This window comes from Candidatus Binatia bacterium, from assembly GCA_036504975.1.
In the GTDB taxonomy this organism is placed as follows: domain Bacteria; phylum Desulfobacterota; class Binatia; order UBA9968; family UBA9968; genus JAJPJQ01.
Genome location: DASXUF010000023.1, coordinates 1 through 23,128 on the forward strand (window position 1 = coordinate 1; position 23,128 = coordinate 23,128).

The window sequence follows — 23,128 nt, forward strand, 5'->3', positions numbered from 1 at the left end:
GTGCGGGTGAGCGAGCTTGTCGGGCTCGACTGGAGCGACGTTGACTTTCAGTTGGGCATCATTAGAGTGGTCGGTAAAGGATCGAAGGAGCGGATCGTGCCGATCGGAGAAGTGGCGCTTGAAGCGTTGCGGGGCTACGGCACCGAACAAACGATAAAGTGGAAGAGAGCGGCAAAGGGAGACATGCCGGTGTTTTTGAATCATAGTGGCAGACGGATCACGACGCGGAGCATCGCGCGGGTCGTGGAGAAGTATCTCAAGGCCGCCGGCATCGCCGTGCGCATGGGACCGCACGGGCTGCGCCACACCTTCGCCACGCATCTATTGAACGGCGGCGCCGATCTCAGAGTGATTCAAGAATTGTTGGGACACGCGAGCCTCTCGACGACCCAGCGCTATACGCACGTGAATCTGGATCAGCTCACGGCGGTCTACGACCGCGCTCATCCGAGAGCGTAAGGGACAAGTCAGAAGGATGAAGGCGAAAGGATGAAGGTCGGACAAAATTTTATCCTTCATCCCTCATCCTTCAGCCTTTAGAAGCTATGTTTCACGGGACAACGATATTGGCGGTGCGGCACAAGGGAAAAGTCGTGATGGTGGGCGACGGACAGGTGAGCCTCGGCCAGACGGTGATGAAGCACACGGCGCGGAAGGTGCGCAAGCTCTATCACGACAAGGTCATCGCCGGCTTCGCCGGCGCGACGGCGGACGCCTTCACCTTGTTCGAAAAATTCGAGGCCAAATTGGAGCAGTTCAACGGCAACTTGAAGCGCGCGGCGGTCGAGCTGGCGAAGGACTGGCGCACCGACCGCGTGCTGCGCCGGCTCGACGCGCTCTTGATCGTTGCGGACGTGGAGAATTCTCTGGTAGTGTCGGGAGCCGGAGACGTGGTCGAGCCGGACGACGGCGCGATCGCGATCGGTTCGGGCGGAAACTACGCGCTGGCCGCCGCGCGGGTCTTGCTCAAGCACACGTCGCTCGACACGCGCGCGATCGCCGAAGAGGCGATGCACCAGGCGGCGGAGATATGCGTTTACACCAACAGTCAGTTATCCTTTGAAGAATTACCATGAACTGCGCCAAAGAATTTAGCGATCTATGAAGGATCTACGGACGGAAAAATTAGCCGACGCCACGCCGCCCTCCTCACCGGCGCCGGTCATGACGCCGCGCGAGATCGTCTCGGAGCTGGACCGGTATATCGTCGGGCAGAGAGACGCCAAGCGCGCGGTGGCGATCGCGCTGCGCAACCGCTGGCGGCGCCAGCTCGTGCCCGAGGATCTGCGGGAAGAAATTGCGCCGAAAAACATCATCATGATCGGGCCGACCGGCGTGGGCAAGACCGAGATCTCGCGCCGGCTCGCCAAGCTGGCGCAGGCGCCCTTCATCAAGGTCGAGGCGTCCAAGTTCACGGAAGTCGGCTACGTCGGGCGCGACGTGGAGTCGATCATCCGCGATCTGACGGAGCTCGCGGTCAGCATGGTGAAAGACGAGGAAAAACAAAAGGTCGAGATCCGCGCGCGCGAGCTGGCCGAGGAGAAGATCCTCGATATTCTGCTGCCGCCGCTCCAGATCGGAAAGCACGAGGGCGACGACGCCGACAGCGTGCGGGCCGCCGGCACGAGAGAGAAGCTCAAGAAGATGCTCCGCGAAGGGAAGCTCGACGAGCGCTTCGTCGACATCGAGATGAGCCAGACGGTCATGCCGATGATCGAGATCATGACGCCTCAAGGGATGGAGGGCATGGAGTTCAATCTGAAAGAGATGTTCTCCAATCTCATGCCCAAGCGGACCAAGAAAAGGACCGTCAAAATTCCCGAGGCGCTGGAGATTCTCACGCAAGAGGAAGCGGGCAAGCTGATCGACATGGACAAAGTGATCGCGGAGGCGGTCCGACGGGTCGAGCAATCGGGGATCGTCTTCATCGACGAGATCGACAAGATCGCCGGCCGCGAATCGGCCCACGGGCCGGATGTATCGCGCGAAGGCGTGCAGCGCGACCTGCTGCCGATCGTCGAAGGCTCGACGGTGAACACCAAGTACGGCATGATCAAGACCGATCACATTCTGTTCATCGCCTCGGGCGCTTTCCACAGCGCCAAGCCGTCGGACTTGATTCCGGAATTCCAGGGGCGGTTTCCGATCCGCGTCGAGCTGGGTTCGCTCGGCAAAGACGAGTTCGTCCGCATCCTCACCGAACCGAAAAACGCTCTCATCAAGCAGTACACGGCGCTGCTGGAAACCGAGAGCGTGCGCCTCACGTTTCGCGACGACGCGATCGTGGAAATCTCCCGGATCGCCGCGGAGGTGAACGAAAGGACGGAAAATATCGGCGCGCGCCGCCTGCACACGATCATGGAGCGCTTGTTGGACGAGGTCTCGTACTCGGCGCCGGAGATGCGCGGCAAGGAAGTCGCGATCGACGCCCAGTACGTCCGCGACCGGTTGAACCCGATCCTCAAGGACGAGGACCTCTCGCGCTATATTCTGTAGGTGCGCTGATGGAACGCTATATCGGTAAGGCCGAAGTCTTGATGGAGGCGCTGCCCTTCATCCGGCGCTTTTACGGCAAGACCTTCGTGATCAAGTACGGCGGCAACGCCATGATCGACGAAGAGCTGAAGGACAGCTTCGCGCAGGACATCGTGCTGCTCAAATACGTCGGCGTCAACCCGGTCGTCGTCCACGGCGGTGGGCCGCAGATCAACGAGATGCTGGAGAAGATGGGGACGCCGACGCAATTCGTGCGCGGCATGCGTGTCACGGATCAGGCGACCATGGACATCGTGGAAATGGTGCTCGTCGGGAAAATCAACAAGGAAATCGTCAACTCGATCAACCAGCACGGCGGTCTTGCGGTCGGCTTGTGCGGCAAGGACGGCGGGCTGATCCAGGCGCGGAAAATGACGGTCACGGTGAAAAATAACGGACAGGAGCCGGAGGTCGTCGATATCGGCATGGTCGGCGAGATCACCGGCATCAATCCGATGGTGATCAATTCCCTCGACGAGAATAAATTCATCCCGGTGATCGCCCCGATCGGAGTCGGCGAGGGCGGCGAGACCTACAACATCAACGCGGACCTGGTCGCCGGGCAACTCGCGGAAGCGCTCGCCGCGGAGAAGCTCATCCTGCTCACCGATGTCGAAGGCGTCAAGGACAAGAAGGGCGAGCTTTTGAGTACGCTCAAGATCAACCAGGCGCGGAAACTTATCCAGGACGGCGTCGTCGGCGAAGGGATGATTCCCAAAGTCGAATGCTGCATCGAGGCCCTGAAGGGCGGCGTGGGGAAGACCCACATCATCGACGGACGGGTGAAGCACGCGGTGTTGTTGGAGGCGTTTACGAACGAGGGGGTGGGGACCGAGGTAGTTCAAAAATAGCGTTCAGCCCTCAGCCGTTAGCCATTAGTTTCGCTCCCGACAATTTATTGTTTCTTAGCTAAATGTGACGCAAAAAATATATGAACAACCGCCAGATCATCAATCTGACGCAAAAATACGTCGCCAATACTTACGCGCGATTTCCCGTCGCGCTCGTGCGCGGCAAGGGCGCTCGGGTGTGGGACGCCGACGGCAAGGAGTATCTCGACTTTGTCGCCGGGATCGCGGTCAACTGCCTTGGACACAACCATCCCGCGGTAGCCCGCGCCATCCGCCGGCAATCGGCCAAGCTGCTCCACGTCTCCAACCTCTATCACATTGAGCCGCAGTCGGGGCTGGCGCGCGAGCTGTGCCGCCATTCGTTCGCCGAGCGGGTTTTTTTTTGTAACAGCGGCGCGGAGGCCAACGAGGCGGCGTTCAAGCTCGTGCGGCGCTACGGCGCGGAGTGGCTGGGAGGAAAATACGAAATTCTCTCGACTCAAAATTCCTTCCACGGGCGGACCTTGGCGACGCTCACCGCCACCGGGCAGGAAAAGGTGCGCGCCGGATACGACCCGCTGCCGGCGGGCTTTCGCCGGGTGCCTTACAACGATCTCCGCGCGATGGAAGAGGCCGTCGATGAAAAAACGACCGCGGCCATTCTGGTCGAGCCGATCCAGGGCGAAGGCGGCGTGATCGTTCCCGACAAGAGCTATCTCCAGGGATTGAGAGAGCTGTGCGACCAGAAGGAGCTTCTGCTCATCTTCGACGAAGTGCAGTCGGGCATGGGCCGGACGGGGAAACTCTTCGCCTACGAGCATTTCGGCGTCGAGCCCGACATCATGACCTTGGCCAAGGCGCTCGGCGGCGGGTTGCCGTTGGGGGCGATGCTGGCCAAAGAGAAAGTGGCGCGCAGCTTCGTCCCCGGCGCGCACGCTTCGACCTTCGGCGGCAATCCTCTGGCTTGCAGCGTCGGCGCCGCCGTGCTCGAGACTCTGCTTCAAGGCGGCGCGCTCAAGAATTGCGTCAAGATGGGAAGGGTGTTATCCGACGGGCTCCAGGCGCTGAAGCGGAAGTTTCGCTACATTCGCGAGATCCGCGGCCGGGGGCTCATCCTTGGCATGGAGCTGGAACAGGACGGAGGAAAGATTGTGGAGGACTGCATGAAAGCCGGCCTCCTGATCAATTGCACCGCCCACAAGGTGCTGCGCTTCATTCCGCCGCTCACCATTGGGAAGAAGGATATCGAGCGCGGTCTGGCCATTCTTGAAGGCGTCCTCGCGCGCCAATAATACGCCCCGGTTAAAGCCGCCATGAAGAAGAGAGATCTGCTGACATTGGACGATCTCAGCCGAAAGGAGATCGAGAAGGTTTTATCGCTCGCCCAGAGATTCAAGAGCGAGCAGAAGAGCGGACGGGCGCATCGCCTGCTGGTGGGCAAGACGCTGGCTCTCGTCTTCGAGAAGCCGAGTCTCAGGACCCGGGTCAGTTTCGAGACGGGAATTTTCCAGCTCGGAGGCAACGCGGTGTTTCTCGGCCCGGGAGAGATCCAGCTCGGCGTGCGGGAGACCGCGGCGGATTCCGCCCGCAATTTGAGTCGCTGGGTGGATCTCATCGTCATGCGCACTTTTGCCCAGCATACCCTGGAGGAAATGGCGTCGCACGCGACGATCCCGGTCATCAACGGCCTTACGGATCTGTTTCATCCGTGCCAGGTATTGGCGGATTGTTTGACGCTTTTGGAGCGCAAGGGCGCTCTGAAGGGTTTGAAGGTCGCCTTTCTCGGCGACGGCAACAACATGGTCCATACCTGGATGCAAGCGGCGGAAAAATTCTCGCTCTCTTTTGTCGTCGCCTGTCCGAAAGGCTACGAGCCCGACGCGAAGATCGCGCGCGCCGCAAAAGAAAAGGGCGGAAGAGTAAGCGTCACGCATGAGATCGAGAAAGCGGTGCGGGATGCGGACGCCCTCTACACCGACGTCTGGACCAGCATGGGGCAGGAGAGGGAATTTGAGAAGAGACGCAGGGCCTTCCAGAGCTACCAGCTCAACCAAGCCGTAGTGGCCAAGGCGAAAAAGGATGTTGTGGTCATGCATTGCCTGCCGGCGCACCGGGGCGAGGAGATCACGGACGAGGTTCTGGACGGTCCGCGATCGGTCGTCCTGGATCAGGCCGAGAATCGCCTCCACGTGCAGAAGGCGATCATGGTATGGGCGTTGAAAGGGTTCAAAGGTTGAGAGAGAAAACCAGTAAGAAGCTTGAAGACGGAAAAATGAAGATCAACAAGGTGGTGCTCGCCTACTCCGGCGGCCTCGACACGTCGGTGATCCTCCGCTGGCTGATCGAGACATACAAATGCGAGGTGATCGCTTACTGCGCCGATCTCGGTCAGGAAGAAGATCTCGACGGCGTGCGCGAGAAGGCGAAGAAGACCGGCGCGAGCAAAGTGTATATCGACGATCTGCGCGAAGAGTTCGTCAAGGACTACGTGTTCCCGATGCTCCGCGCCAACGCGATTTACGAAGGCGCCTATTTGCTTGGCACTTCGATCGCGCGGCCGCTCATCGCCAAGCGCCAGATCGAGATTGCGGTGCAGGAAAAGGCCGACGCGGTCGCGCACGGCGCAACCGGCAAAGGCAACGATCAGGTCCGCTTCGAGCTCACTTACTATGCGCTAAAGCCGGATGTAAAAGTTATCGCTCCGTGGCGGACCTGGGACCTCGACTCGCGCGGCAAGCTGATCGATTACGCTTCGCGCCACGGCATTCCGGTGCCCGTCACCAAAGAGAAGCCTTACAGTATGGACCGGAATCTTTTTCACATCAGCTATGAGGGAGGGATACTGGAAGATCCGTGGAGCGAGCCGCCGGCCGAGATGTTCGTCTGGACGCGCGCGCCCGAAAAGGCGCCCGACAAGCCGGAGTATATCGAAATCGAATACGTCGCCGGCGATCCGGTGGCGCTCGACGGCAAGAAACTTTCGCCGGCCAAGCTGCTGAGCGAGCTGAACCGGCTCGGCGGACGGCACGGGGTCGGGCGCGTCGATGCGGTCGAGAACCGCTACGTCGGCATGAAGTCCCGCGGCGTGTACGAGACTCCCGGCGGGACGTTGCTCCACCTCGCGCATCGGGCGCTCGAATCGATCACCATGGACCGCGAGGTGATGCGGCTCCGCGATTCCCTGGTGCCGCGCTACGCGGAGATGATTTATTACGGCTACTGGTTCTCGCCCGAGCGGGAAGTCTTGCAGCAGACGATCGACGCCGCCCAGAAAAATGTGACGGGGCGCGTGCGCCTCAAGCTCTACAAGGGAAGCGCCTACGTTGCGGGAAGAAAGTCGGAGGTGTCGCTCTACGATCCGAAGATATCGACCTTCGAAGAAGGCGAAGGTTACAACCAGGCGGACGCCGAAGGCTTCATCCGGCTGAACGCGCTCCGGCTGCGGCTTCGGCGGTTGCGTCAATTAAAAGAAAGTTAAAAAGTTTAAGGGTTCAAGGTTCAATCTAAAGTCCAAAATCCAACCAAACATATTTGAAATATCCGGCTAACATTTGGGTTACGGAATCGGCAAAGAGGTGACTCGCGCAAAGACGCAAAGCACGCCAAGTTCGGAGAAAAAGAAAATATTTTACTTTGCGCCTTGGCGTCTTGGCGCGAGAATCTTTGTTGAAGTTGTTTTGTCGAACATTGAACAGGTAAGAATCTAAAATCGAAAATGGATAGGTGGTTTTTTGGCACGGGGTAAAAAACTCTGGGGCGGGCGCTTCGCCGGCCGCACGGCGGGAACGGTCGAGGCTTTCACCGCCTCGATCGACGTGGACCGGCGGCTTTACCGCCACGATATCGCCGGCAGCATCGCCCACGCGCGCATGCTCGGGCGCCGGCGCATCATCTCGTCCCGGGAGGCGCGGCGCATCGTGCGCGGATTGCAAACGATAGAGAAAGAAATCGAGGAGGGGAAGGTCCGCTTCTCCGCCGCCGACGAAGACATCCACATGAACATCGAGCGGCGGCTGATCGAGAAGATCGGCCGGACGGGAGAGAAGCTTCACACCGCGCGCAGCCGCAACGATCAGGTCGCTCTCGACATGCGCCTTTATCTCCGCGACGAGCTCAAAAATATTTCGGCGGCGATCGAGGGGCTCAAGCGCGAGCTCGGGCGCGCGGCCAAACGGTATCTCAAGATCATCATGCCGGGCTATACGCACTTGCAGCGCGCGCAGCCGGTTCTCTTCTCGCACCACCTGCTCGCCTACGCCGAGATGTTGGAGCGCGACCGCGAGCGGATGAGCGACTGTCTAAAACGGGTGAACGTCCTGCCGCTCGGCGCCGGCGCGCTCGCCGGCACGACCTTGCCGATCGACCGGCGCTACGCGGCCAAGCTTCTCGGCTTCCCACGCGTCGCCAAAAACAGCATCGACGCCGTCAGTGACCGCGACTTTGTTCTGGAATTTATCTCGGCCGCCGCGATTCTCTTCGTTCATTTGAGCCGCCTTGCGGAGGAATTGGTCTTATGGTCTAGTACAGAATTTGGATTTATCGAGCTGCCCGACCGCTATTGTACCGGGAGCTCGATGATGCCGCAGAAAAAAAATCCGGATGTGCCGGAGCTTATCCGCGGCAAGACCGGCCGGATCTTCGGCCACCTGCAGGCGCTGCTGACGATCATGAAAGGGCTTCCTCTGGCTTATAACCGCGACTTGCAGGAGGACAAGCCGCCGCTTTTCGACACGGTGGACACCGTGAAGGCGAGCCTCGAAGTCATGCGCGGGTTGATGGCGGAGATCAAAATAAAGAAAGAGAGAATGACGGCGGCGGCGGCGGACGGTTTGATGAACGCCACCGATCTGGCGGATTATCTCGTCGCGCGCGGGATGCCGTTCCGTTCGGCCCACGCGCTCGTGGGAAAGATCGTCCGCGTGTGCGTCGAGCGAGCCTGCAAGATCGAGGAGCTGCCGCTCAAAGAGCTGCGGCGCTTTTCTCCCAGGATCGAGCGCGACGTCTATGCGTATTTGACGCCGCGGGCGGCCGTCGATCGGCGCCGCTCCGAGGGCGGAACCGCGCCGGCCAACGTGCGACGGCGCCTGAGGGAGATGGGCTTCTAAGGAGCGTTGCAAAATGCAAAATGTAAAGTGCAAAATGCACACGGCAAAACCACCCTCCAATTTTCAATTTTCAATTTGCATTTTGCTATTTGCACTGGCTGCACTAGCCGGCTGCGGCGCCAAGGGTCCTCTGCGCGCGCCGGAGGGCGCTATTCCCGAACCGATCAAGGATCTAAGGGGCAAGGCGGGAAACCAGGGAGTCAACCTCACGTGGACACGGCCGGATCGTTACCTTGACGGCAAGGAGCTGAACGATCTTGCCGGCTTCATTATTTTTCGCAAGGAGATCTCCAAGACGTGCCCCGAGTGTCCCGTGCCGTATCGAGAGAGGGCGGTCGTCAACGTGGAAGACCAGCAGAAATTTCAGAAGCGAAAGCAATACGGGTTCGTCGATCAGGAGCTTCAGCCGCAGACGATTTACCGCTATCGCGTTATTTCCAAGGTCATGGACGACACTTTGAGCGAACCCTCCAACGAAGTCGAGGTCGCCTGGAAGGCGAAATGAATCACTTTGAATACAAAAACGGAGAATTGTTTGCCGAGGAAGTGCCCGTTCGCCGCATCGCCCGCGAGGTCGGTACGCCGGCCTACATCTATAGTCTCGCCACGCTCCGACGCCACTACCGCGTCTTCGATCAAGCCTTCGTCAAGGTTTCACATCTGGTCTGCTTCTCCGTCAAATCCAATTCCAATCTGGCGGTGCTGAGGACTTTCGCCAAGGAGGGAAGCGGCTTCGACATCGTTTCCGGCGGCGAGCTATTTCGCGCGCTCAAGGCCGGCGGCGATCCCAAGAAGATCGTTTTCTCCGGCGTGGGAAAAAAGAAGGAAGAGATCGAGTACGCGCTCAACGCCGGAATCCTGATGTTCAACGTCGAGTCCGAGCAGGAGCTGACTTTTATCGATCAGGTGAGCCGCGGCCTGGGGAAGCGGGCGCCGATCAGCCTGCGCGTCAACCCCGACGTCGATCCCAAGACGCACCCTTATATCTCGACCGGAATGAAGAAGAGCAAGTTCGGCATCGAGATCAAGCGCTCCGCCGAGCTTTACAAGAAGGCCCTGTCGCTCAAGAACCTCGAAGTGATCGGCGTCGACTGCCATATCGGCTCGCAGCTCACGTCGGTGGACCCGTTCGTGGACGCACTCGCGCGCGTCAGAGAGTATCTCGACCGGGTGCTCGCGGGTTATTTAAGAAAAGAGGGCGCGAATATCCGCTACCTCGACCTCGGTGGAGGCTTGGGCATTCGATATAAGGATGAAGAGCCGCCTCGTCCGGAAGAATACGCCGCCGCGCTCATCAAGGGTCTCGAGGGACTCGACGTCACCCTGATTCTCGAGCCGGGCCGCGTGATCGTCGGCAACGCGGGCATTCTCGTCACCGAAGTTCTTTATCTTAAGGAGACCGACGAGAAGAAGTTCGTCGTCGTGGACGGCGGCATGAACGATCTGATTCGACCCGCGCTTTACGGTTCCTACCAGGCGATCCGTCCCGTGGCCGATAAAAAGTCCGAGACGATCGTCGCCGACGTCGTCGGACCGATCTGCGAGAGCGGAGATTTTTTCGCCAAAGACCGCGAAGTCCCGAGACCCGAGCCCGGCGACCTGCTGGCGGTCATGAGCGCCGGGGCGTATGGTTTTACCATGGCGTCGAACTACAATTCGCACCCGCGCCCGGCGGAGGTCCTGGTGGACGGCGATAAATTCTACGTCGTCCGGCGGCGGGAGAGCCTGGAAGATCTCATCAGCGGAGAAACGATACCGGCGGTGCTACAATAAAGTTTAAAGGTTTCAGGGTTCAAGGGTTTAAGGGGCAAAGATGGGCCAGCTTCGCTTCACCAAGATGCACGGCTGTGGCAACGATTTTGTTTTTATCGATTGCCTGGGCGGCGAGAAGCGCGACCTCGAAAAGCTCGCGAAAAGGCTCTGCGACCGGCGCTTCGGCATCGGCGCGGACCAACTCTTGACGATCCATCCGTCTGAGATCGCCGACTTCAAAATGGAGATCTACAACGCCGACGGCGGCCAGGTGGAGATGTGCGGCAACGGCATCCGCTGCTTCGCCAAATACGTGAACGACCACGGTCTCACGCAAAAAAAGGAGCTGGCGGTGGAAACGTTGGCGGGCATCATCCGGCCGCGCCTCGTCGGCGATCTGGTCGAGGTGGACATGGGCGAGCCGATCCTCGACGGCAGGAAGATTCCGGTCAACGCCGACGGCAAAATTTTCGACTATCCCTTGGAAGTCGATGGAACGACTCACCGCGTGACTTGCGTCTCGATGGGGAATCCGCATTGCGTCGTGTATCCCGACGATCCGGACGGTTTGGATCTCGAGAAGATCGGCCCGTGCTTCGAGCATCATGCTTTCTTTCCCAACCGGGTGAACACCGAATTGGTCAAGGTGCTCGGCGCGGAAGAGATCCGCATGCGCGTCTGGGAGCGCGGCGCCGGAGAGACCTGGGCCTGCGGCACGGGCGCGTGCGCTGCGGTGGTGGCCGGCGCGCTGACGAAAAGACACGGCCGGAAGGTCACGGTCCATCTGCGCGGCGGCGACTTGCTGATCGATTGGCGCGACGACAATCGGGTTTATATGACGGGCGGGGCGGAAGAGGTGTTTCAAGGGACTGCGAAGCTATAGCGGGCTCAGCACGAACGGGAATTCCCTTGGTCTTTAAGAACTCCTCCGTTGGCCCTGAGCTCGTCGAAGGGTGAACGGAGGGCTTCTCAACGGCCTGTTAGCGGAGGGTAGTACCATGTTTGCCGGTTCTATGGTAGCGCTGGTGACGCCTTTCAAGGATGGCGGCGTCGATTGGCAGAGCCTCGAAGGGCTCGTGGAGTTTCACATTCAGAACGGGACCAACGGGATCGTTCCGTGCGGCACCACGGGAGAATCCGCCACGCTCGACCATGGCGAGCACCACGAGGTCATCAAGGCGGTCGTCAAGGCGGTTAAAAAACGCGTGCCGGTGATCGCCGGCACCGGGTCGAACTCGACGCAGGAAGCCGTCGATCTCACGATCGGCGCGGAGCGGGCCGGCGCCGACGGCGCGCTCATGATCTCACCTTATTATAACCGTCCGATGCAGGAAGGGATCTACCAGCACTACAAGAAAGTCGCTTCATCCGTGGGAATCCCGATCATCATCTACAATATTCCGGCGCGCACGGGATCGAAGATCGAGCCGGAGACGCTGGCGCGTCTCAGCGAGATCAAGAACGTCGCCGGCGTCAAAGAGGCGACTGGCTCCGTCGATCAGGCGATCGACGTGCTCCGTCTCTGCGGCGACCGGTTCGCGGTTTACTCGGGAGAGGATTCTCTCACCTATTCCCTCATGGCGCTCGGCGGCAAAGGCGTGATCTCGACCGTCGCGAATATAACTCCTAGGGAAATGTCCGACCTGACGCAGGCCTGTCTCAAAGGGGATTGGGAAACCGGCAGAAAGCTCCAGTTCAAGCTCCTTCCTCTGATCCGAGCGGTTTTCATCGAGACCAATCCGATTCCGATCAAGACCGCGCTCTCGATCATGGGCAAGTGCCGCGGCGACCTGCGCCTTCCCCTGACGCCGATGTCCGAGGGAAACGTCAAGAAGCTCAGACAGGCGATGGCCGACTTCGGTCTCATTCATGGCTGAAATGCTGGGCGTTGTCGTCTGCGGCGCGGCGGGTAGGATGGGGAGCGCGCTCGTCCGTCTCATTCATGAGAACCGCGCCATGAAACTCGCCGGCGCGGTGGAATTCGCCGGTAATCCGCAGATCGGAAAGGACGCCGGTGAAATGTCCGGCGTGGAAAAAATCGGCGTTCCGATCGTCGCCGAAATTGCGCCGCTCTTAAAAGGGCCGGTCGTGATCGTCGAGTTCACGGCCCCGGATGCGACGCTGGCGCACGTGAGAATCGCCGCGCAAAAAGGAGTGCCGATCGTTATCGGCACGACTGGGCTCAATCCGAAGCAGTTGGGTGAGATCAAAAAGCTTTCGCGCCGGACGCGCGTCCTTATCTCAGCCAATATGTCGCTTGGTGTGAACCTGCTGATCAGTCTCATGGGCAGAGTAGCAAAGACGCTCGGCGACGATTACGACGTCGAGATCGTCGAGGCGCACCACCGTTTCAAGAAAGACGCGCCGAGCGGAACGGCCCTGGCGCTGGCGCAGCCGATCGCTCAAGCGCTCAACCGCGACCTGGATCAAGCCGGCGTCTGCGGACGAAAAGGAATCGTCGGCGAAAGGACCAAGCAGGAGATCGGCCTGCTCTCCGTTCGCGCCGGAGATATCGTCGGCGATCATACTGTGATCTTCGGCGGCCTGGGCGAGCGGGTCGAGTTCATCCACCGCGCCCAGAGCCGCGAGACCTTCGCGCGCGGCGCTCTCCGCGCCGCCGAGTGGCTGGTCAAACAAAAAAACGGCCTCTACAGCATGCAGGACGTGCTGGGGCTGAAGTAAAAAAACTCATGGTCGATATGGAAACCATCGTGTCGCTGTGCAAGCGGCGCGGGTTTATTTTTCAGTCGAGCGAGATTTACGGCGGCACGGGGTCCTGTTGGGACTACGGCCCGCTCGGCATGGAGCTTAAGAACAACGTCAAGCGCGCCTGGTGGCGCGACAACGTTCAGCTCCGCTCCGACATGGTCGGGCTTGACGCCTCGATCCTCATGCATCCGACGGTGTGGAAGGCGAGCGGACATATCGATCACTTCACCGACCCGATGGTCGATTGCAAGGCGTGCAAGCGGCGCTTTCGCGCGGACAAGCTCGACGAAGAAGAGTGGGTTCATTACTGCGCGGCCACCAAGGGAAACAAGTTCGTGATCCCCGGCGGCGAGGCGTGCAAGCATTGCGGCGGTAAGCGAACGCTCTGCCCGGCCTGCGGCAAGGGGGAGCTCACGCCGCCGCGCCAGTTCAATCTCATGTTCAAGACTTTTATGGGGCCGGTGGAGGACGAGGCCGCGGTCACGTATCTTCGTCCCGAAACCGCCCAGGGCATTTTCGTTAACTTCGAAAACATTCAGCAGGCGATGCGCCTCAAGCTACCGTTCGGCATCGCGCAAATTGGCAAGGCCTTCCGCAACGAGATTACGCCGGGAAATTTCACCTTCCGCACGCGCGAGTTCGAGCAGATGGAGATCGAGTATTTCGTCATGCCGGGCTCGGACGAGGAGTGGCACCAGCGGTGGATCGACGAACGCTTCGCCTGGTACCAAAAGTACGGCCTGAGAAAAGAAAATATCCGGCTGCGCGAGCATGAGAAAGACGAGCTAGCCCACTACGCCAAGCGAACGGCGGACATCGAATACCGATTCGCCATGGGCTGGAGCGAACTGGAGGGGATCGCGAACCGCACGGACTTCGATCTCAAACAACACGCGCAGTTCAGCGGCAAGGCACTGGAGTATTTCGATGAGGAGACAAAACAGAAAGTCGTGCCGTACGTGATCGAGCCGTCGGCGGGAGCCGACCGTTCGACGCTCGCCTTTCTCGTCGATGCCTACCATCAGGAAGAGGTGAGAGGCGAGAAGCGCGTGGTTCTCCGCTTTCATCCCGAGCTGGCGCCGGTCAAGGTCGCGGTCCTGCCGCTGCTCAAAAAAAACGACCGAATCGTCGAGACGGCAAAAAAGCTATGCGCGGATTTAAAGCAGCGCTGGGTTTCAGTATACGACGATACCGCCTCGATCGGCCGGCTTTATCGCCGGCAGGACGAGGTTGGAACCGCGTTTTGCGTGACGGTGGACGTTCAGACGGTCGGCGACGACAAGACGGCGGCGGACGAGAAGGTCACAATCCGCGACCGCGACACGATGCAGCAAGTCCGCGTTCCGATCTCCAGCCTGCAGAATATCATGGCCGAACTGATGGCGGGAAAATGGCCGGACATCGCCGGCCAAGAATCCTACAAAAAACCTGCGGCTAAATAATTACGAAAAAGACTTGCGGCGCTTTCTTAACGCCGCCTTCTAGTGGGTTGCGCTGTATTGAGCGAGCCGGCCGCAACGGATGGGACTGGAACTTCTATAGAGTACGGGTCATCGTAGTATGGGTCTGAGGCGTGGGCCTTGCCGGAGAAAACTGCAACCAAACCAGCCAGCGTGATTGCCAGAAGAAGCATTTTCACAAAACCACCCCCGCATCTGACCTTACCGGCAAGGCCCAAGCCTGTTTATTTGTGAAGGCCGCCTAGTAACGGCCGCCGCGCGCGTCTTCGTAGCCGTCGTTATAGCCGCGGTCTCTTCCTTGCTGATAACGCTCGTAGCGACCGCGCTCAACGCCCCGGCTATAGCCGTCGGTATAGCCACTGTCGTACGGATCGCGCGGCGCCGGAGGCGGTGGGGGCGGGTAAGCCGGTTCTACCACCACGGGCGGCGGCGGTGGGAACAACACCCGATCCAGAATAATGCCGGTCGCCAAGCCCCCAAGGACTCCGGCCGCAATCGCCGCTCCGTTATAGCCGCCCCTTCGCCCCCCATAATGCCAGGCGAAACTCGGAGCCGGCGCCAGGAGCACCGCTGCAAGAATTGTCGCCAAAATCACAGCTGAAAGCTTTTTCATATCAAAGACTCCTTTCGGTGCTTGCTCAGTAGCCGTATCGGTAGCGATAACCATAGCCATAGTAGCCGTAATAAGGTCGGTACGAGTAATATCCATACGGGTAGGCCCGATAATAGGGATACCCATAGTATGGGCCGGGACCATCGTAAACCACACAACCCGCGAGCGGGGCCATCAGCGCCGCCAGCACCAAGCCTAGCAGGATCTTTTTCATTTTAAAGACCTCCTAGTATCCGTAGTATCCGTACCGGTAGCCATACGGTCTATGGTAGTAGCCATAAGGGTAAGGGTAATAGGGCCGGTAATAGCGGTAAGGCCGGTAGTAAATGAATGGGTAAGGATAGGGGGCGCTGTAATAATAGTCGTAATGACGATGTCTCCAGTGATACGCGTGGCCTACCGATGGGGTCGAGAGAGCCAAAATGAACAAAGCGAACAAGCCAAGCAATAAACCCTTTATCATCGCATGTTCTCCTTTCTGACCGTTAGACGCTGTTCTCGGGGAAAAAGTTTACAGCCTCCGGTTCTAATACCTATCCCGATTGTCCCGGGGCCGCTGTCTTTTATCCTTTTCTCTCAAACGCTCGCGCAGAGTGCGCTTGTCTTCGGGTAAAAATTGGCGCCGTTCCTGAAACTTATTGCGCCATTGCTGGCGCTCGTCCGGGGGCAGCTCACGAAACTCTTCGAAGCGCCGTTTGAGCGTCTCCCGCCGATCTTGTGGCAGACTACGCCAATAATCCCATTCTTTGCGCAAGCGCTCCTGCTTTTCGGGCGAAAGATTGCGCCAGCGTTGTAGATTACGCTCGAGCTCGGCCTTCTCGCTAGGGCTCATGCGGCCCAACGGCCGCTCCTGTGCCCAACTACCCATAGGCATGAGCAAGCCGAGCAGCAAGCTATAAAGAACGAGGAGTCGTTTCACCGCTTTGCGTCTCTTGTCCTTCGACGGCTTCGAGGAGCGCCATCGAATCGAGGAAGTCCATCGAGTTCAAAAAATCCACATTTTCCGCCATCTCAGCCAGCTCCGGTTCCTTCGCATTTTGACCCGTTGGCAGCCATCCCTTGGTAAAAGTCAGGGCGAGCACCAGGATCAGAGCTGTCGCCATGGCCGGCACCGGCCAGGGGCGGAAGAGGAATGAAAGCGCCTGTCGCCACCCGGCTTTTTCATCTTCCGCCGCGAGCTTTGCCCGCATCTCTCTACTGTAGCTCTGCCAGAAGGCCGGCGCAGGCTCGTCTGCCTCGACAGTCGCAGGCAGAAAGCTTCTCAACCCTTCTAAGAAGGTTCGGCATCGGGCGCAGCTTTCGAGATGCAATTCCACTCGTTGCCGCTCGGCTCCGGCGCAGTCTTGGTAATAATAGAGCACCAGGTCCGGCTCGAAATCTTTACATGCCCCCGGCGGTAATTCTTTTCTCTCAGCCATATCGCTTCTCCTAACCAATATTATATTACGCGAGCTCAGTTAATCTCTCTCTCAACGACATCACCGCGCGATGGAGATGAGCTTTGATGGTCCCTTCGGCCGACTTCATAATGGCGGCGATCTCGCTGATCGAAAGCCCCTGGTGGTTCTTCAGCAAAAAAACGGTACGTTGTTTAGGCGGAAGTGTATTGAGCGCTTCTCCAATCCGGCGCGAAAGTTCCCCCCTCATTGCTTCTTGGTCGGGAGACGGACCCGGATTGGCAATTTTCTCAAGTCCACTCCCTTTTTCTGTTTTCTCGTCCAGGGACTCCCAAGATACTCGCCCTTTACGGCGCCGGGAGTCAAGGCACAGATTAACCAGAATACGGTAAAACCAAGTATAAAAACTCGATCGCCGGTCGAAGCCTTTCAAGTGGCTGAAGGCCTGAAGAAACGCGTCTTGCGAAAGGTCCTTGGCCTCTTCGCGATCTCGGGTGAAGTCGAACGCGATCCGGTAAGCTTTTTGTTTATAGCGTTCCACCAACACCTCGAACGCCTCCCGCTCGCCCTGCTGGGCCGAAATTACCAACTCGTCGTCGCCGAACTCTTCAGGGCGCGTGCTTAGCATGAGCCGTTTCCGATCCAGTGTGGCGGTCGGGTAAAAGCCTGCTCGGCTTTCGGCTGAAGCGCCCGGCAATATTGCCATTGAAATCAGGGTTAGTCTCCCTCAACCCTTCTCTCAGGGCGCGCTCCGGTTCGAGCCGCTCCTGATAGAGTTTACGATCTTCCTCGAATTCATTCCAGTCCTCTCCGGTCCACCTTGCCCAATAGGTTAGACGCCAACTACACAGAAAGGTTTACCAGTAAAGACGGGGACATGGCGCCAAATCGGCGCTATTTTACCCCCAGGCAAGGCCCCGGCGAAGGGTACTGCAAAATCAGCTTGACAACAAAGGAGGTTGACTTTAGACTAAATTTCGTAACTTCACTCATAGGGCGATGGAACTCAATAATCTGGAAGAGCTTGAGGCGAAAATCAATCGATTGCTTGAAAAGCATGAAAGAATAAAGCGGGAAAAGGAGTCGGCCGAGAAGAAGTTGCAGCAAAGGGAGACCGAATGGCACCAGTTGAGGGGGCAGATTCGGCAATACGAGCGCGACCGCAGCGAGATGCGCGAGCGCCTGGAAAAGATTCTGGGCCATTTGGAACAACTGGATCTCCCTTGACCAGAAAAGAAGAGTCGAATGAAGAAGGCGATTGAAGTGGAGATCATGGGCGAGCGGGTGACACTGCGCACCGACGAAGATGAGGATCATGTTCGCAATGTTGCGGGGTATGTCGACCGAAAAATGCAAGAAATCATCAAAGGCACGCGGCCGACGGCGAAGTCCAGCATCGCCATGCTGGCCGCGCTCAACATTGCGGACGAATATCAGCGGCTTAAAGATCATCATGCCGAGATTTCACAGCGGGTCACCTTATTATTAAAAAGACTTACGACGAATTTAACTGAGGAGGGCTAAAACGGAGATGATCGTTTCCCCTGCGGTGTTCGTGATCATCTGAGGCAACTTAGAACCAACAAACAAAACAAGGAAGCCGTCTCTTGCCGTGTCGGTCAGGCCCCCTCCGAGGGGTAGACTCCAGCGGTAATATGGCGTCCACCTGGTTTCCAGGTTCAAGTTGATCGTTTGACACGGCACAGGCGGGGGAAACCAAAAGAATCGGACTCAGGGTGGTGAACGGGGTTTGGGGACTTAAGCGTTACGGGATCTAAGCCAGCGGCTTTCGCACAGTGAATACGATAGAAAATTCGGAAATTATCGATTACGCCTCGGAGTCTTCTATCAGAGGTTCTCCGAACATCGGTTACCTCTGGCGCCTTTGGGCTCCCTATCCGAGGAACGGCGGCGAAGACATTGGCGATTCGCCGCATAGATCAGCGACGTAGCGCTCGCCTCCCTTCCCCCTTCCTGCTCGCATTCGAGCAGGCTCCTTGCGCCGGCCCAGTTGGTGCACATGGGGGACACAAAAGGAATACTACGGGCACAGGCTGTTCATTTAAGAGAGCGGCTATCCGTTTCTGAGATCACTTCCAAGAGCCGGCTGATCCAACAGAGAGTCCTGCGGTTCCCTCCTTACCATCGGTCCCGAGCGGTGGCTTTGTATAGCCCGAGCGGCAATGAGGTCGCCACCGAGGACATCCGCGAGCACGCTCTAAAGGCGGGGAAAAAATTATTTTATCCCAAACTTGAGAGCGGGAACGACCTGCATCTGGTGCGGTTCGAAGAGTCGAAAAAAATGAAGCCGGGCCGGTATGGAATTCTCGAGCCGACAGGGGTGGAGAGGTTGGCTAAAAAAGATGAGGAGGGATTGATTGTTTTTGTTCCCGGTCTCGCGTTCGATATGCATGGGAATCGTCTGGGCAGAGGCAAGGGCTGGTACGACCGGGCGCTTGCGACGCTTGGGGAGCAGGCGAGGTTTATTGCGCTGGCATACGAGTTTCAGATCGTGGACGAGATTCCGACAGACAGTTGGGATCGCAAGGTTCATCACATCATTACCGAGAGGAGGGTTATCGACTGCGGTGATTTGCCATCCGATTCAGGGATGGGTTTCGTAATAAGGTGAAAAGGGGGTGTTGACTTTGGAAGTTAATCTATTGGCTGGAATCGTCGGGATATTGATAGGCGGCGGCTTGTTCCTGGCCTTTTCCTGGCTACGAAAGACGCAAGGACGCAGCGAGGTGGAGCAGGCGCGCACCACGGCGGCCCGAATCATCGAGGAAGCCAAGCGGGAGGCCGGCGCGATCAAGAAAGAGGCGGAGATTCAGGGAAAGGACCGCATCCTACAGGCCAAGACCGAATTTGAGAATGAAATCCGGGAGACGCGCCGCGAGATTCAGGCCCTTGAGAAAAGACTGGTCGGCAAGGAAGAGGGGCTCGACAAGAGAATCGAAGGCGCGGAGAGGCGTGAGAGCGAAGTGGCGCGAAGAGAGCAATCGCTCAAAGCTAAAGAAAAGAGCCTGGAAGAAAAGCAGGCCGAGTATGAACGCAAGGCGGACGAGGCCAAGCAACAGCTCGAGCACGTCGCGGGAATGACCCGGGAAGAGGCAAAGAGGAGCCTCATCGACCAGATGGTGGAAGAGGCCAAGCACGAGTCGGCCAAGCGCATCCGCGTGATCGAGGAAGAAGCCCGCGAAGAAGCGGTCCGCAAAGGGCAGAAGATCGTGGCGTTGGCCATCGAGAGATTGGCGGGCGATTTCGTCGCCGAACGTACCGTTACTGTGGTCCCGCTGCCGAGCGACGATCTGAAAGGAAGAATCATCGGCCGCGAGGGTCGCAATATTCGGGCGCTGGAGGCCGCTACGGGAATCGATTTGATCGTCGACGACACGCCGGAGTCGGTGATCGTCTCCGGACACAATCCGATCCGGCGCGAGATCGCCAAGTTGTCGCTCGAGAAGCTGATCTCCGACGGGCGCATTCATCCCGGCAGGATCGAGGAAGTCGTGCGCAAGTCCGAACAGGAGGTGGATGAAGCGATTCGCGAGGCCGGTCAGAAAGCCATTTTCGACGTCGGTGTTCATGGAGTGCATCCTGAATTGATCAAACTGCTGGGTAGACTCAAGTACCGGTACAGCTACGCGCAGAACGTTCTGCTCCACTCGATCGAAGCCGCTTTCATTTGCGGGAACATGGCCGCTGAGCTGGGCTTGAACGAAAAACAGGCCCGCCGCGCCGCGCTGCTCCACGACATCGGCAAGGCGGTCGATCACGAGGTCGAAGGATCGCACGCCATTATCGGAGCAGAATTAGCGCGGAAATACGGTGAGTCGCCGAAGATCGTCAATGCCATCGCGGCGCACCATGAAGACGTCAAGGCGGAGACGATCCTGGCGCCGCTGGTAGATGCGGCGGATGCTCTGTCAGGAGCGCGTCCCGGCGCGCGCCGCGAGATGCTCGAGACCTACGTGCGGCGGCTGGAAGAGCTGGAGCGCATCACCAACTCGTTCAAGGGCGTGGAGAAATCCTACGCCGTCCAGGCCGGGCGCGAGATCAGGATCATCGTGCAGCACGACACCATCTCCGACGAAGAAGCCGCCCGGATGGCGCGCGAGATCGCCCGTAAGATCGAAGCTGAGATGACCTATCCCGGCCAGATCAAGGTCACCGTCATTCGCGAGGTGCGGTCGGTGGAATACGCGAGATAACCCATTTTAGATTTTGGATTGCCGATTTTGGATTTAATCTAAAATCAAAAATCTAAAATCGAAAATCGGGGTGGGCATGCGAATCTTGATCTTGGGAGACGTAGTGGGCCGGCCGGGGCGAACTGCCGTACGGGAGCTGGTGCCCGGTCTGGTGAAGAATGAGAACGTCGATCTCGTCGTCGCCAACGCGGAGAACTCCGCCGGCGGCATGGGTGTCGACATTAAGAGCGCCGAGGAGATGATTTCCGGAGGCGTTCATGTTCTGACCTCGGGAAATCATATTTGGAAAAAAAAAGAGATCTATCCTTACCTGGAGAACAAGAGCCGTCTTTTGCGTCCGGCTAATTATCCTAATGGCGCGCCGGGCCGCGGCTGGATCGAATGGAGCGACCAGCGCGGCCTCCGCGCTCTGGTGATCAACTTGCAGGGGCGAATTTTTATGCCGCACCAGGTCGATGATCCTTTCCGTTGCGCCGACGCTCTGCTCAACGAGCACGGCGGTCATTCACGGGTCGTCATCGTCGATATGCACGCCGAGGCGACTTCAGAAAAAATCGCGATGGGCTGGTATCTCGACGGCCGCGCGTCGGTAGTCTACGGGACGCACACGCACGTGCAGACCGCGGACGAGAGAATTCTGCCCGGCGGCACAGCCTACATTACGGACCTCGGTATGTGCGGCCCGTTGGACTCGGTGATCGGAATCGAAAAGGAAAGCGTCATCGAGGGATTTTTGACCCAGTTGCCGCGCAAGTTCGAAGTCGCCAAAGAAAATGTCGTGCTGCAAGGCATCATCGTCGACATCGACGAGGAGACCGGCAAGGCGCGGGAAATCCGCCGGCTGCGCGTGCCGTGGAAGCGGGAGGACGATTGAAAGTCTCTGCTCAGGAACAACTCACGCTTCTTCGACGCGGGGCGGTGGAAATCCTCCTGGAGGAGGAGTTGTCGCGGAAGCTGGCGCGGGGAGAGCCGCTCAGAATCAAAGCGGGTTTCGACCCCACCGCGCCGGATCTCCATCTGGGGCACACGGTCCTGCTGCAGAAGATGAAGCAGTTTCAGGACCTGGGACATCAAGTCATTTTTTTGATCGGCGACTTTACGGGGCTCATCGGCGATCCGACGGGAAGATCCGAGACGCGAAAGCCGCTCAGCCGTGAAGAGGTCGAGAAGAACGCCGCGACCTACAAGGAACAGGTCTTCAAGATCCTCGATGCGAAAAAGACAGTAGTCGACTTTAACAGCCGTTGGATGGCGAAAATGAACGCCGTCGCCCTCGTCGAGCTGTCCGCGAAATACACGGTCGCCCGCATGCTCGAACGAGAAGATTTTAAGACGCGCTACCAGAACCAGCAGTCGATCACGATCCATGAATTCCTCTATCCGCTGATTCAGGGATACGACTCGGTCGCACTTCAAGCCGACGTGGAGTTGGGCGGGACGGATCAGCGCTTTAATCTACTCGTCGGCCGGGAACTCCAGCGCGAGTACGGGCAGGAGCCGCAGGTTGTGTTGACGATGCCTTTGCTCGAAGGCACCGACGGCGTCAACAAGATGAGCAAGTCGCTCGGCAACACCATCGGCATCAACGAGCCGCCCGAGGAAATTTTCGGCAAGATGATGTCGATCTCCGACGAGCTCATGTGGCGCTATGCCGAGCTACTGAGCAATAAACCGCTCGAAGAAATCAAAAAAATCCGCCGACAGGTTTCCGACGGCAAAGCCCATCCTATGGATTTCAAAAAGTCGTTGGCCCATGAAATCGTATCCCGTTTCCACGGTAAGGAGGCCGGTGATTCCGCCCGCGACTATTTCGAGACGCGTCATCAAAAACGCGAAGTGCCTAAGAACATTCGCACGCAATTCTCGCCGCCAGAGCGGGTGGGTATCACGCAGCTGCTTGTGGACTTGAAGTTCGCCCGTTCCAAAGGCGAGGCGAGGAGGTTGGTCGCTCAAGGCGGTGTCCGCGTCGACGGGAAGATCGTGACGGATATCAACTTCGAGTTTCAAAGAAAGCTTCACCGCTTGATCGAGGTCGGCAAGATGCGCATCGCCGAGGCGGTCGAGCAAGAAAAAAATTCTATTTCTTCCTCTTCGTCCTGACTCTGATTAGCCCGAGCTCTATGCTCATCCGGGTCCAGTAAGTTCCCGATCGATCCTCCTTCAGTCAAAAAATTCTCGAAGATTACTTGACAACGGAGGATCTTTGTCTTACGGTTAGAGTTTGCCATTCTGGCAAATCCCTTCGGTCTTTGAAAACTAAATAGTAGCAACCATCCAAATCGCCAAATTTGGGTGGAGACGGTTTAGGGCTTCTGTTAAAGCCGATGAGGCAGCTATCAATCATTCAGTTAATCCTCAGCCTACGGCTGATGAAAAGTTTAACTGGAGAGTTTGATCCTGGCTCAGAACGAACGCTGGCGGCGTGCCTAACACATGCAAGTCGAGCGAGAAAGGGGTAGCAATACCCCGAGTAAAGCGGCGCACGGGTGAGTAACACGTAGGTAACCTACCTC

Annotated in this window: 26 protein-coding genes, 1 rRNA gene and 1 other RNA gene; 22 read left to right on the top strand and 6 right to left on the bottom strand. The window is 58.2% G+C overall.

Annotated elements, in window-relative coordinates:
* From VGL70_03410 to VGL70_03475, 14 genes are all read left to right on the top strand, one after another.
* Positions 1–459 (top strand): tyrosine-type recombinase/integrase (locus tag VGL70_03410; protein HEY3302567.1); only part of this gene is annotated, 459 nt, incomplete at its 5' end.
* A gap of 86 nt (positions 460–545) precedes the next feature.
* On the top strand, positions 546–1,076 hold the full coding sequence (hslV, locus tag VGL70_03415) for an ATP-dependent protease subunit HslV (GenBank protein HEY3302568.1): 531 nt from the start codon (positions 546–548) through the stop codon (positions 1,074–1,076).
* An 88-nt stretch (positions 1,077–1,164) separates the two neighbouring features.
* Entirely contained in the window at positions 1,165–2,496 is a 1,332-nt protein-coding gene (gene hslU, locus VGL70_03420; protein HEY3302569.1) for an ATP-dependent protease ATPase subunit HslU, read from the top strand.
* Positions 2,497–2,504: 8 nt separating this feature from the next.
* Positions 2,505–3,386: an acetylglutamate kinase gene (gene argB / locus VGL70_03425; GenBank protein HEY3302570.1), complete on the top strand. Its 882-nt coding sequence runs from the start codon at positions 2,505–2,507 to the stop codon at positions 3,384–3,386.
* An 80-nt stretch (positions 3,387–3,466) separates the two neighbouring features.
* Positions 3,467–4,657 carry an acetylornithine transaminase gene (locus VGL70_03430; protein HEY3302571.1) on the top strand — a complete coding sequence of 397 codons (1,191 nt, stop codon included), beginning with the start codon at positions 3,467–3,469 and terminating at the stop codon, positions 4,655–4,657.
* Between the two features lie 21 nt (positions 4,658–4,678).
* Complete coding sequence (gene argF / locus VGL70_03435) at positions 4,679–5,602, top strand: ornithine carbamoyltransferase (GenBank protein ID HEY3302572.1); 924 nt, start codon at positions 4,679–4,681, stop codon at positions 5,600–5,602.
* 35 nt (positions 5,603–5,637) lie between these two features.
* Positions 5,638–6,843 carry an argininosuccinate synthase gene (locus tag VGL70_03440; GenBank protein ID HEY3302573.1) on the top strand — a complete coding sequence of 402 codons (1,206 nt, stop codon included), beginning with the start codon at positions 5,638–5,640 and terminating at the stop codon, positions 6,841–6,843.
* Between the two features lie 253 nt (positions 6,844–7,096).
* A complete protein-coding gene (gene argH / locus VGL70_03445; protein ID HEY3302574.1) occupies positions 7,097–8,470 on the top strand; it encodes an argininosuccinate lyase in 1,374 nt (457 codons plus the stop codon).
* A gap of 82 nt (positions 8,471–8,552) precedes the next feature.
* Positions 8,553–8,975 (top strand): lipoprotein, encoded by a 423-nt coding sequence (locus tag VGL70_03450; protein HEY3302575.1) that lies wholly within the window; start codon positions 8,553–8,555, stop codon positions 8,973–8,975.
* Positions 8,972–10,243, top strand: a complete 1,272-nt coding sequence (gene lysA, locus VGL70_03455; protein HEY3302576.1) for a diaminopimelate decarboxylase — start codon at positions 8,972–8,974, stop codon at positions 10,241–10,243. The genes VGL70_03450 and lysA overlap by 4 nt, the downstream gene beginning before the upstream one ends.
* Before the next feature lie 40 nt (positions 10,244–10,283).
* A complete protein-coding gene (dapF, locus tag VGL70_03460; GenBank protein ID HEY3302577.1) occupies positions 10,284–11,105 on the top strand; it encodes a diaminopimelate epimerase in 822 nt (273 codons plus the stop codon).
* A gap of 115 nt (positions 11,106–11,220) precedes the next feature.
* A complete protein-coding gene (gene dapA, locus VGL70_03465; GenBank protein HEY3302578.1) occupies positions 11,221–12,099 on the top strand; it encodes a 4-hydroxy-tetrahydrodipicolinate synthase in 879 nt (292 codons plus the stop codon).
* On the top strand, positions 12,092–12,904 hold the full coding sequence (dapB, locus tag VGL70_03470; protein ID HEY3302579.1) for a 4-hydroxy-tetrahydrodipicolinate reductase: 813 nt from the start codon (positions 12,092–12,094) through the stop codon (positions 12,902–12,904). The genes dapA and dapB overlap by 8 nt, the downstream gene beginning before the upstream one ends.
* Before the next feature lie 17 nt (positions 12,905–12,921).
* Positions 12,922–14,373 carry a glycine--tRNA ligase gene (locus VGL70_03475; GenBank protein HEY3302580.1) on the top strand — a complete coding sequence of 484 codons (1,452 nt, stop codon included), beginning with the start codon at positions 12,922–12,924 and terminating at the stop codon, positions 14,371–14,373.
* A gap of 259 nt (positions 14,374–14,632) precedes the next feature.
* Here VGL70_03475 and VGL70_03480 read toward each other — a convergent pair whose 3' ends face one another.
* The 6 genes from VGL70_03480 to VGL70_03505 all read right to left on the bottom strand — a co-directional run bounded on the left by VGL70_03480 (position 14,633) and on the right by VGL70_03505 (position 17,029).
* Positions 14,633–15,004, bottom strand: a complete 372-nt coding sequence (locus VGL70_03480) for a hypothetical protein (GenBank protein ID HEY3302581.1) — start codon at positions 15,002–15,004, stop codon at positions 14,633–14,635.
* Between the two features lie 25 nt (positions 15,005–15,029).
* Positions 15,030–15,218 carry a hypothetical protein gene (locus tag VGL70_03485; GenBank protein ID HEY3302582.1) on the bottom strand — a complete coding sequence of 63 codons (189 nt, stop codon included), beginning with the start codon at positions 15,216–15,218 and terminating at the stop codon, positions 15,030–15,032.
* Positions 15,219–15,230: 12 nt separating this feature from the next.
* The gene (locus VGL70_03490) at positions 15,231–15,467 is read right to left on the bottom strand and encodes a hypothetical protein (protein ID HEY3302583.1); all 237 of its coding nucleotides are present in this window, start codon (positions 15,465–15,467) and stop codon (positions 15,231–15,233) included.
* 63 nt (positions 15,468–15,530) lie between these two features.
* Complete coding sequence (locus VGL70_03495; protein ID HEY3302584.1) at positions 15,531–15,923, bottom strand: DUF3106 domain-containing protein; 393 nt, start codon at positions 15,921–15,923, stop codon at positions 15,531–15,533.
* On the bottom strand, positions 15,898–16,422 hold the full coding sequence (locus tag VGL70_03500; GenBank protein ID HEY3302585.1) for a zf-HC2 domain-containing protein: 525 nt from the start codon (positions 16,420–16,422) through the stop codon (positions 15,898–15,900). Before VGL70_03500 ends, VGL70_03495 begins: the two co-directional genes overlap by 26 nt.
* Before the next feature lie 25 nt (positions 16,423–16,447).
* Positions 16,448–17,029: a sigma-70 family RNA polymerase sigma factor gene (locus VGL70_03505; protein HEY3302586.1), complete on the bottom strand. Its 582-nt coding sequence runs from the start codon at positions 17,027–17,029 to the stop codon at positions 16,448–16,450.
* 371 nt (positions 17,030–17,400) lie between these two features.
* On the opposite strand from VGL70_03505, the gene zapB reads away from it, so the two are divergent.
* The 8 genes from zapB to VGL70_03545 form a co-directional block, all read left to right on the top strand.
* Positions 17,401–17,628 (top strand): cell division protein ZapB, encoded by a 228-nt coding sequence (zapB, locus tag VGL70_03510; GenBank protein ID HEY3302587.1) that lies wholly within the window; start codon positions 17,401–17,403, stop codon positions 17,626–17,628.
* An 18-nt stretch (positions 17,629–17,646) separates the two neighbouring features.
* The gene (locus tag VGL70_03515; protein ID HEY3302588.1) at positions 17,647–17,925 is read left to right on the top strand and encodes a cell division protein ZapA; all 279 of its coding nucleotides are present in this window, start codon (positions 17,647–17,649) and stop codon (positions 17,923–17,925) included.
* Between the two features lie 14 nt (positions 17,926–17,939).
* Positions 17,940–18,118: non-coding RNA, 6S RNA (gene ssrS / locus VGL70_03520), on the top strand.
* A 303-nt stretch (positions 18,119–18,421) separates the two neighbouring features.
* A complete protein-coding gene (locus VGL70_03525; protein ID HEY3302589.1) occupies positions 18,422–19,033 on the top strand; it encodes a 5-formyltetrahydrofolate cyclo-ligase in 612 nt (203 codons plus the stop codon).
* Between the two features lie 16 nt (positions 19,034–19,049).
* Positions 19,050–20,615, top strand: coding sequence for a ribonuclease Y (gene rny / locus VGL70_03530; protein ID HEY3302590.1), 1,566 nt, complete (start codon positions 19,050–19,052; stop codon positions 20,613–20,615).
* A gap of 76 nt (positions 20,616–20,691) precedes the next feature.
* Entirely contained in the window at positions 20,692–21,489 is a 798-nt protein-coding gene (locus VGL70_03535; protein ID HEY3302591.1) for a TIGR00282 family metallophosphoesterase, read from the top strand.
* Positions 21,486–22,715, top strand: a complete 1,230-nt coding sequence (tyrS, locus tag VGL70_03540; protein HEY3302592.1) for a tyrosine--tRNA ligase — start codon at positions 21,486–21,488, stop codon at positions 22,713–22,715. The genes VGL70_03535 and tyrS overlap by 4 nt, the downstream gene beginning before the upstream one ends.
* A gap of 279 nt (positions 22,716–22,994) precedes the next feature.
* Positions 22,995–23,128, top strand: a 16S ribosomal RNA gene (locus VGL70_03545); the annotation flags it as partial.

Excerpts from the sequence above, each read along its gene's own strand:
- VGL70_03485 (HEY3302582.1), bottom strand. The coding sequence starts at position 15,218 with ATGAAAAAGATCCTGCTAGGCTTGGTGCTGGCGGCGCTGATGGCCCCG.
- VGL70_03430 (HEY3302571.1), top strand. The coding sequence starts at position 3,467 with ATGAACAACCGCCAGATCATCAATCTGACGCAAAAATACGTCGCCAAT.
- VGL70_03515 (HEY3302588.1), top strand. The coding sequence starts at position 17,647 with ATGAAGAAGGCGATTGAAGTGGAGATCATGGGCGAGCGGGTGACACTG.
- VGL70_03440 (HEY3302573.1), top strand. The coding sequence starts at position 5,638 with ATGAAGATCAACAAGGTGGTGCTCGCCTACTCCGGCGGCCTCGACACG.
- VGL70_03500 (HEY3302585.1), bottom strand. The coding sequence starts at position 16,422 with ATGGCTGAGAGAAAAGAATTACCGCCGGGGGCATGTAAAGATTTCGAG.
- VGL70_03475 (HEY3302580.1), top strand. The coding sequence starts at position 12,922 with ATGGAAACCATCGTGTCGCTGTGCAAGCGGCGCGGGTTTATTTTTCAG.
- hslU (HEY3302569.1), top strand. The coding sequence starts at position 1,165 with ATGACGCCGCGCGAGATCGTCTCGGAGCTGGACCGGTATATCGTCGGG.
- dapB (HEY3302579.1), top strand. The coding sequence starts at position 12,092 with ATGGCTGAAATGCTGGGCGTTGTCGTCTGCGGCGCGGCGGGTAGGATG.
- zapB (HEY3302587.1), top strand. The coding sequence starts at position 17,401 with ATGGAACTCAATAATCTGGAAGAGCTTGAGGCGAAAATCAATCGATTG.
- VGL70_03480 (HEY3302581.1), bottom strand. The coding sequence starts at position 15,004 with ATGAAAAAGCTTTCAGCTGTGATTTTGGCGACAATTCTTGCAGCGGTG.
- VGL70_03505 (HEY3302586.1), bottom strand. The coding sequence starts at position 17,029 with ATGCTAAGCACGCGCCCTGAAGAGTTCGGCGACGACGAGTTGGTAATT.
- VGL70_03535 (HEY3302591.1), top strand. The coding sequence starts at position 20,692 with ATGCGAATCTTGATCTTGGGAGACGTAGTGGGCCGGCCGGGGCGAACT.
- hslV (HEY3302568.1), top strand. The coding sequence starts at position 546 with ATGTTTCACGGGACAACGATATTGGCGGTGCGGCACAAGGGAAAAGTC.
- lysA (HEY3302576.1), top strand. The coding sequence starts at position 8,972 with ATGAATCACTTTGAATACAAAAACGGAGAATTGTTTGCCGAGGAAGTG.
- VGL70_03490 (HEY3302583.1), bottom strand. The coding sequence starts at position 15,467 with ATGATAAAGGGTTTATTGCTTGGCTTGTTCGCTTTGTTCATTTTGGCT.
- dapF (HEY3302577.1), top strand. The coding sequence starts at position 10,284 with ATGGGCCAGCTTCGCTTCACCAAGATGCACGGCTGTGGCAACGATTTT.
- dapA (HEY3302578.1), top strand. The coding sequence starts at position 11,221 with ATGTTTGCCGGTTCTATGGTAGCGCTGGTGACGCCTTTCAAGGATGGC.
- argB (HEY3302570.1), top strand. The coding sequence starts at position 2,505 with ATGGAACGCTATATCGGTAAGGCCGAAGTCTTGATGGAGGCGCTGCCC.
- argF (HEY3302572.1), top strand. The coding sequence starts at position 4,679 with ATGAAGAAGAGAGATCTGCTGACATTGGACGATCTCAGCCGAAAGGAG.
- VGL70_03525 (HEY3302589.1), top strand. The coding sequence starts at position 18,422 with ATGGGGGACACAAAAGGAATACTACGGGCACAGGCTGTTCATTTAAGA.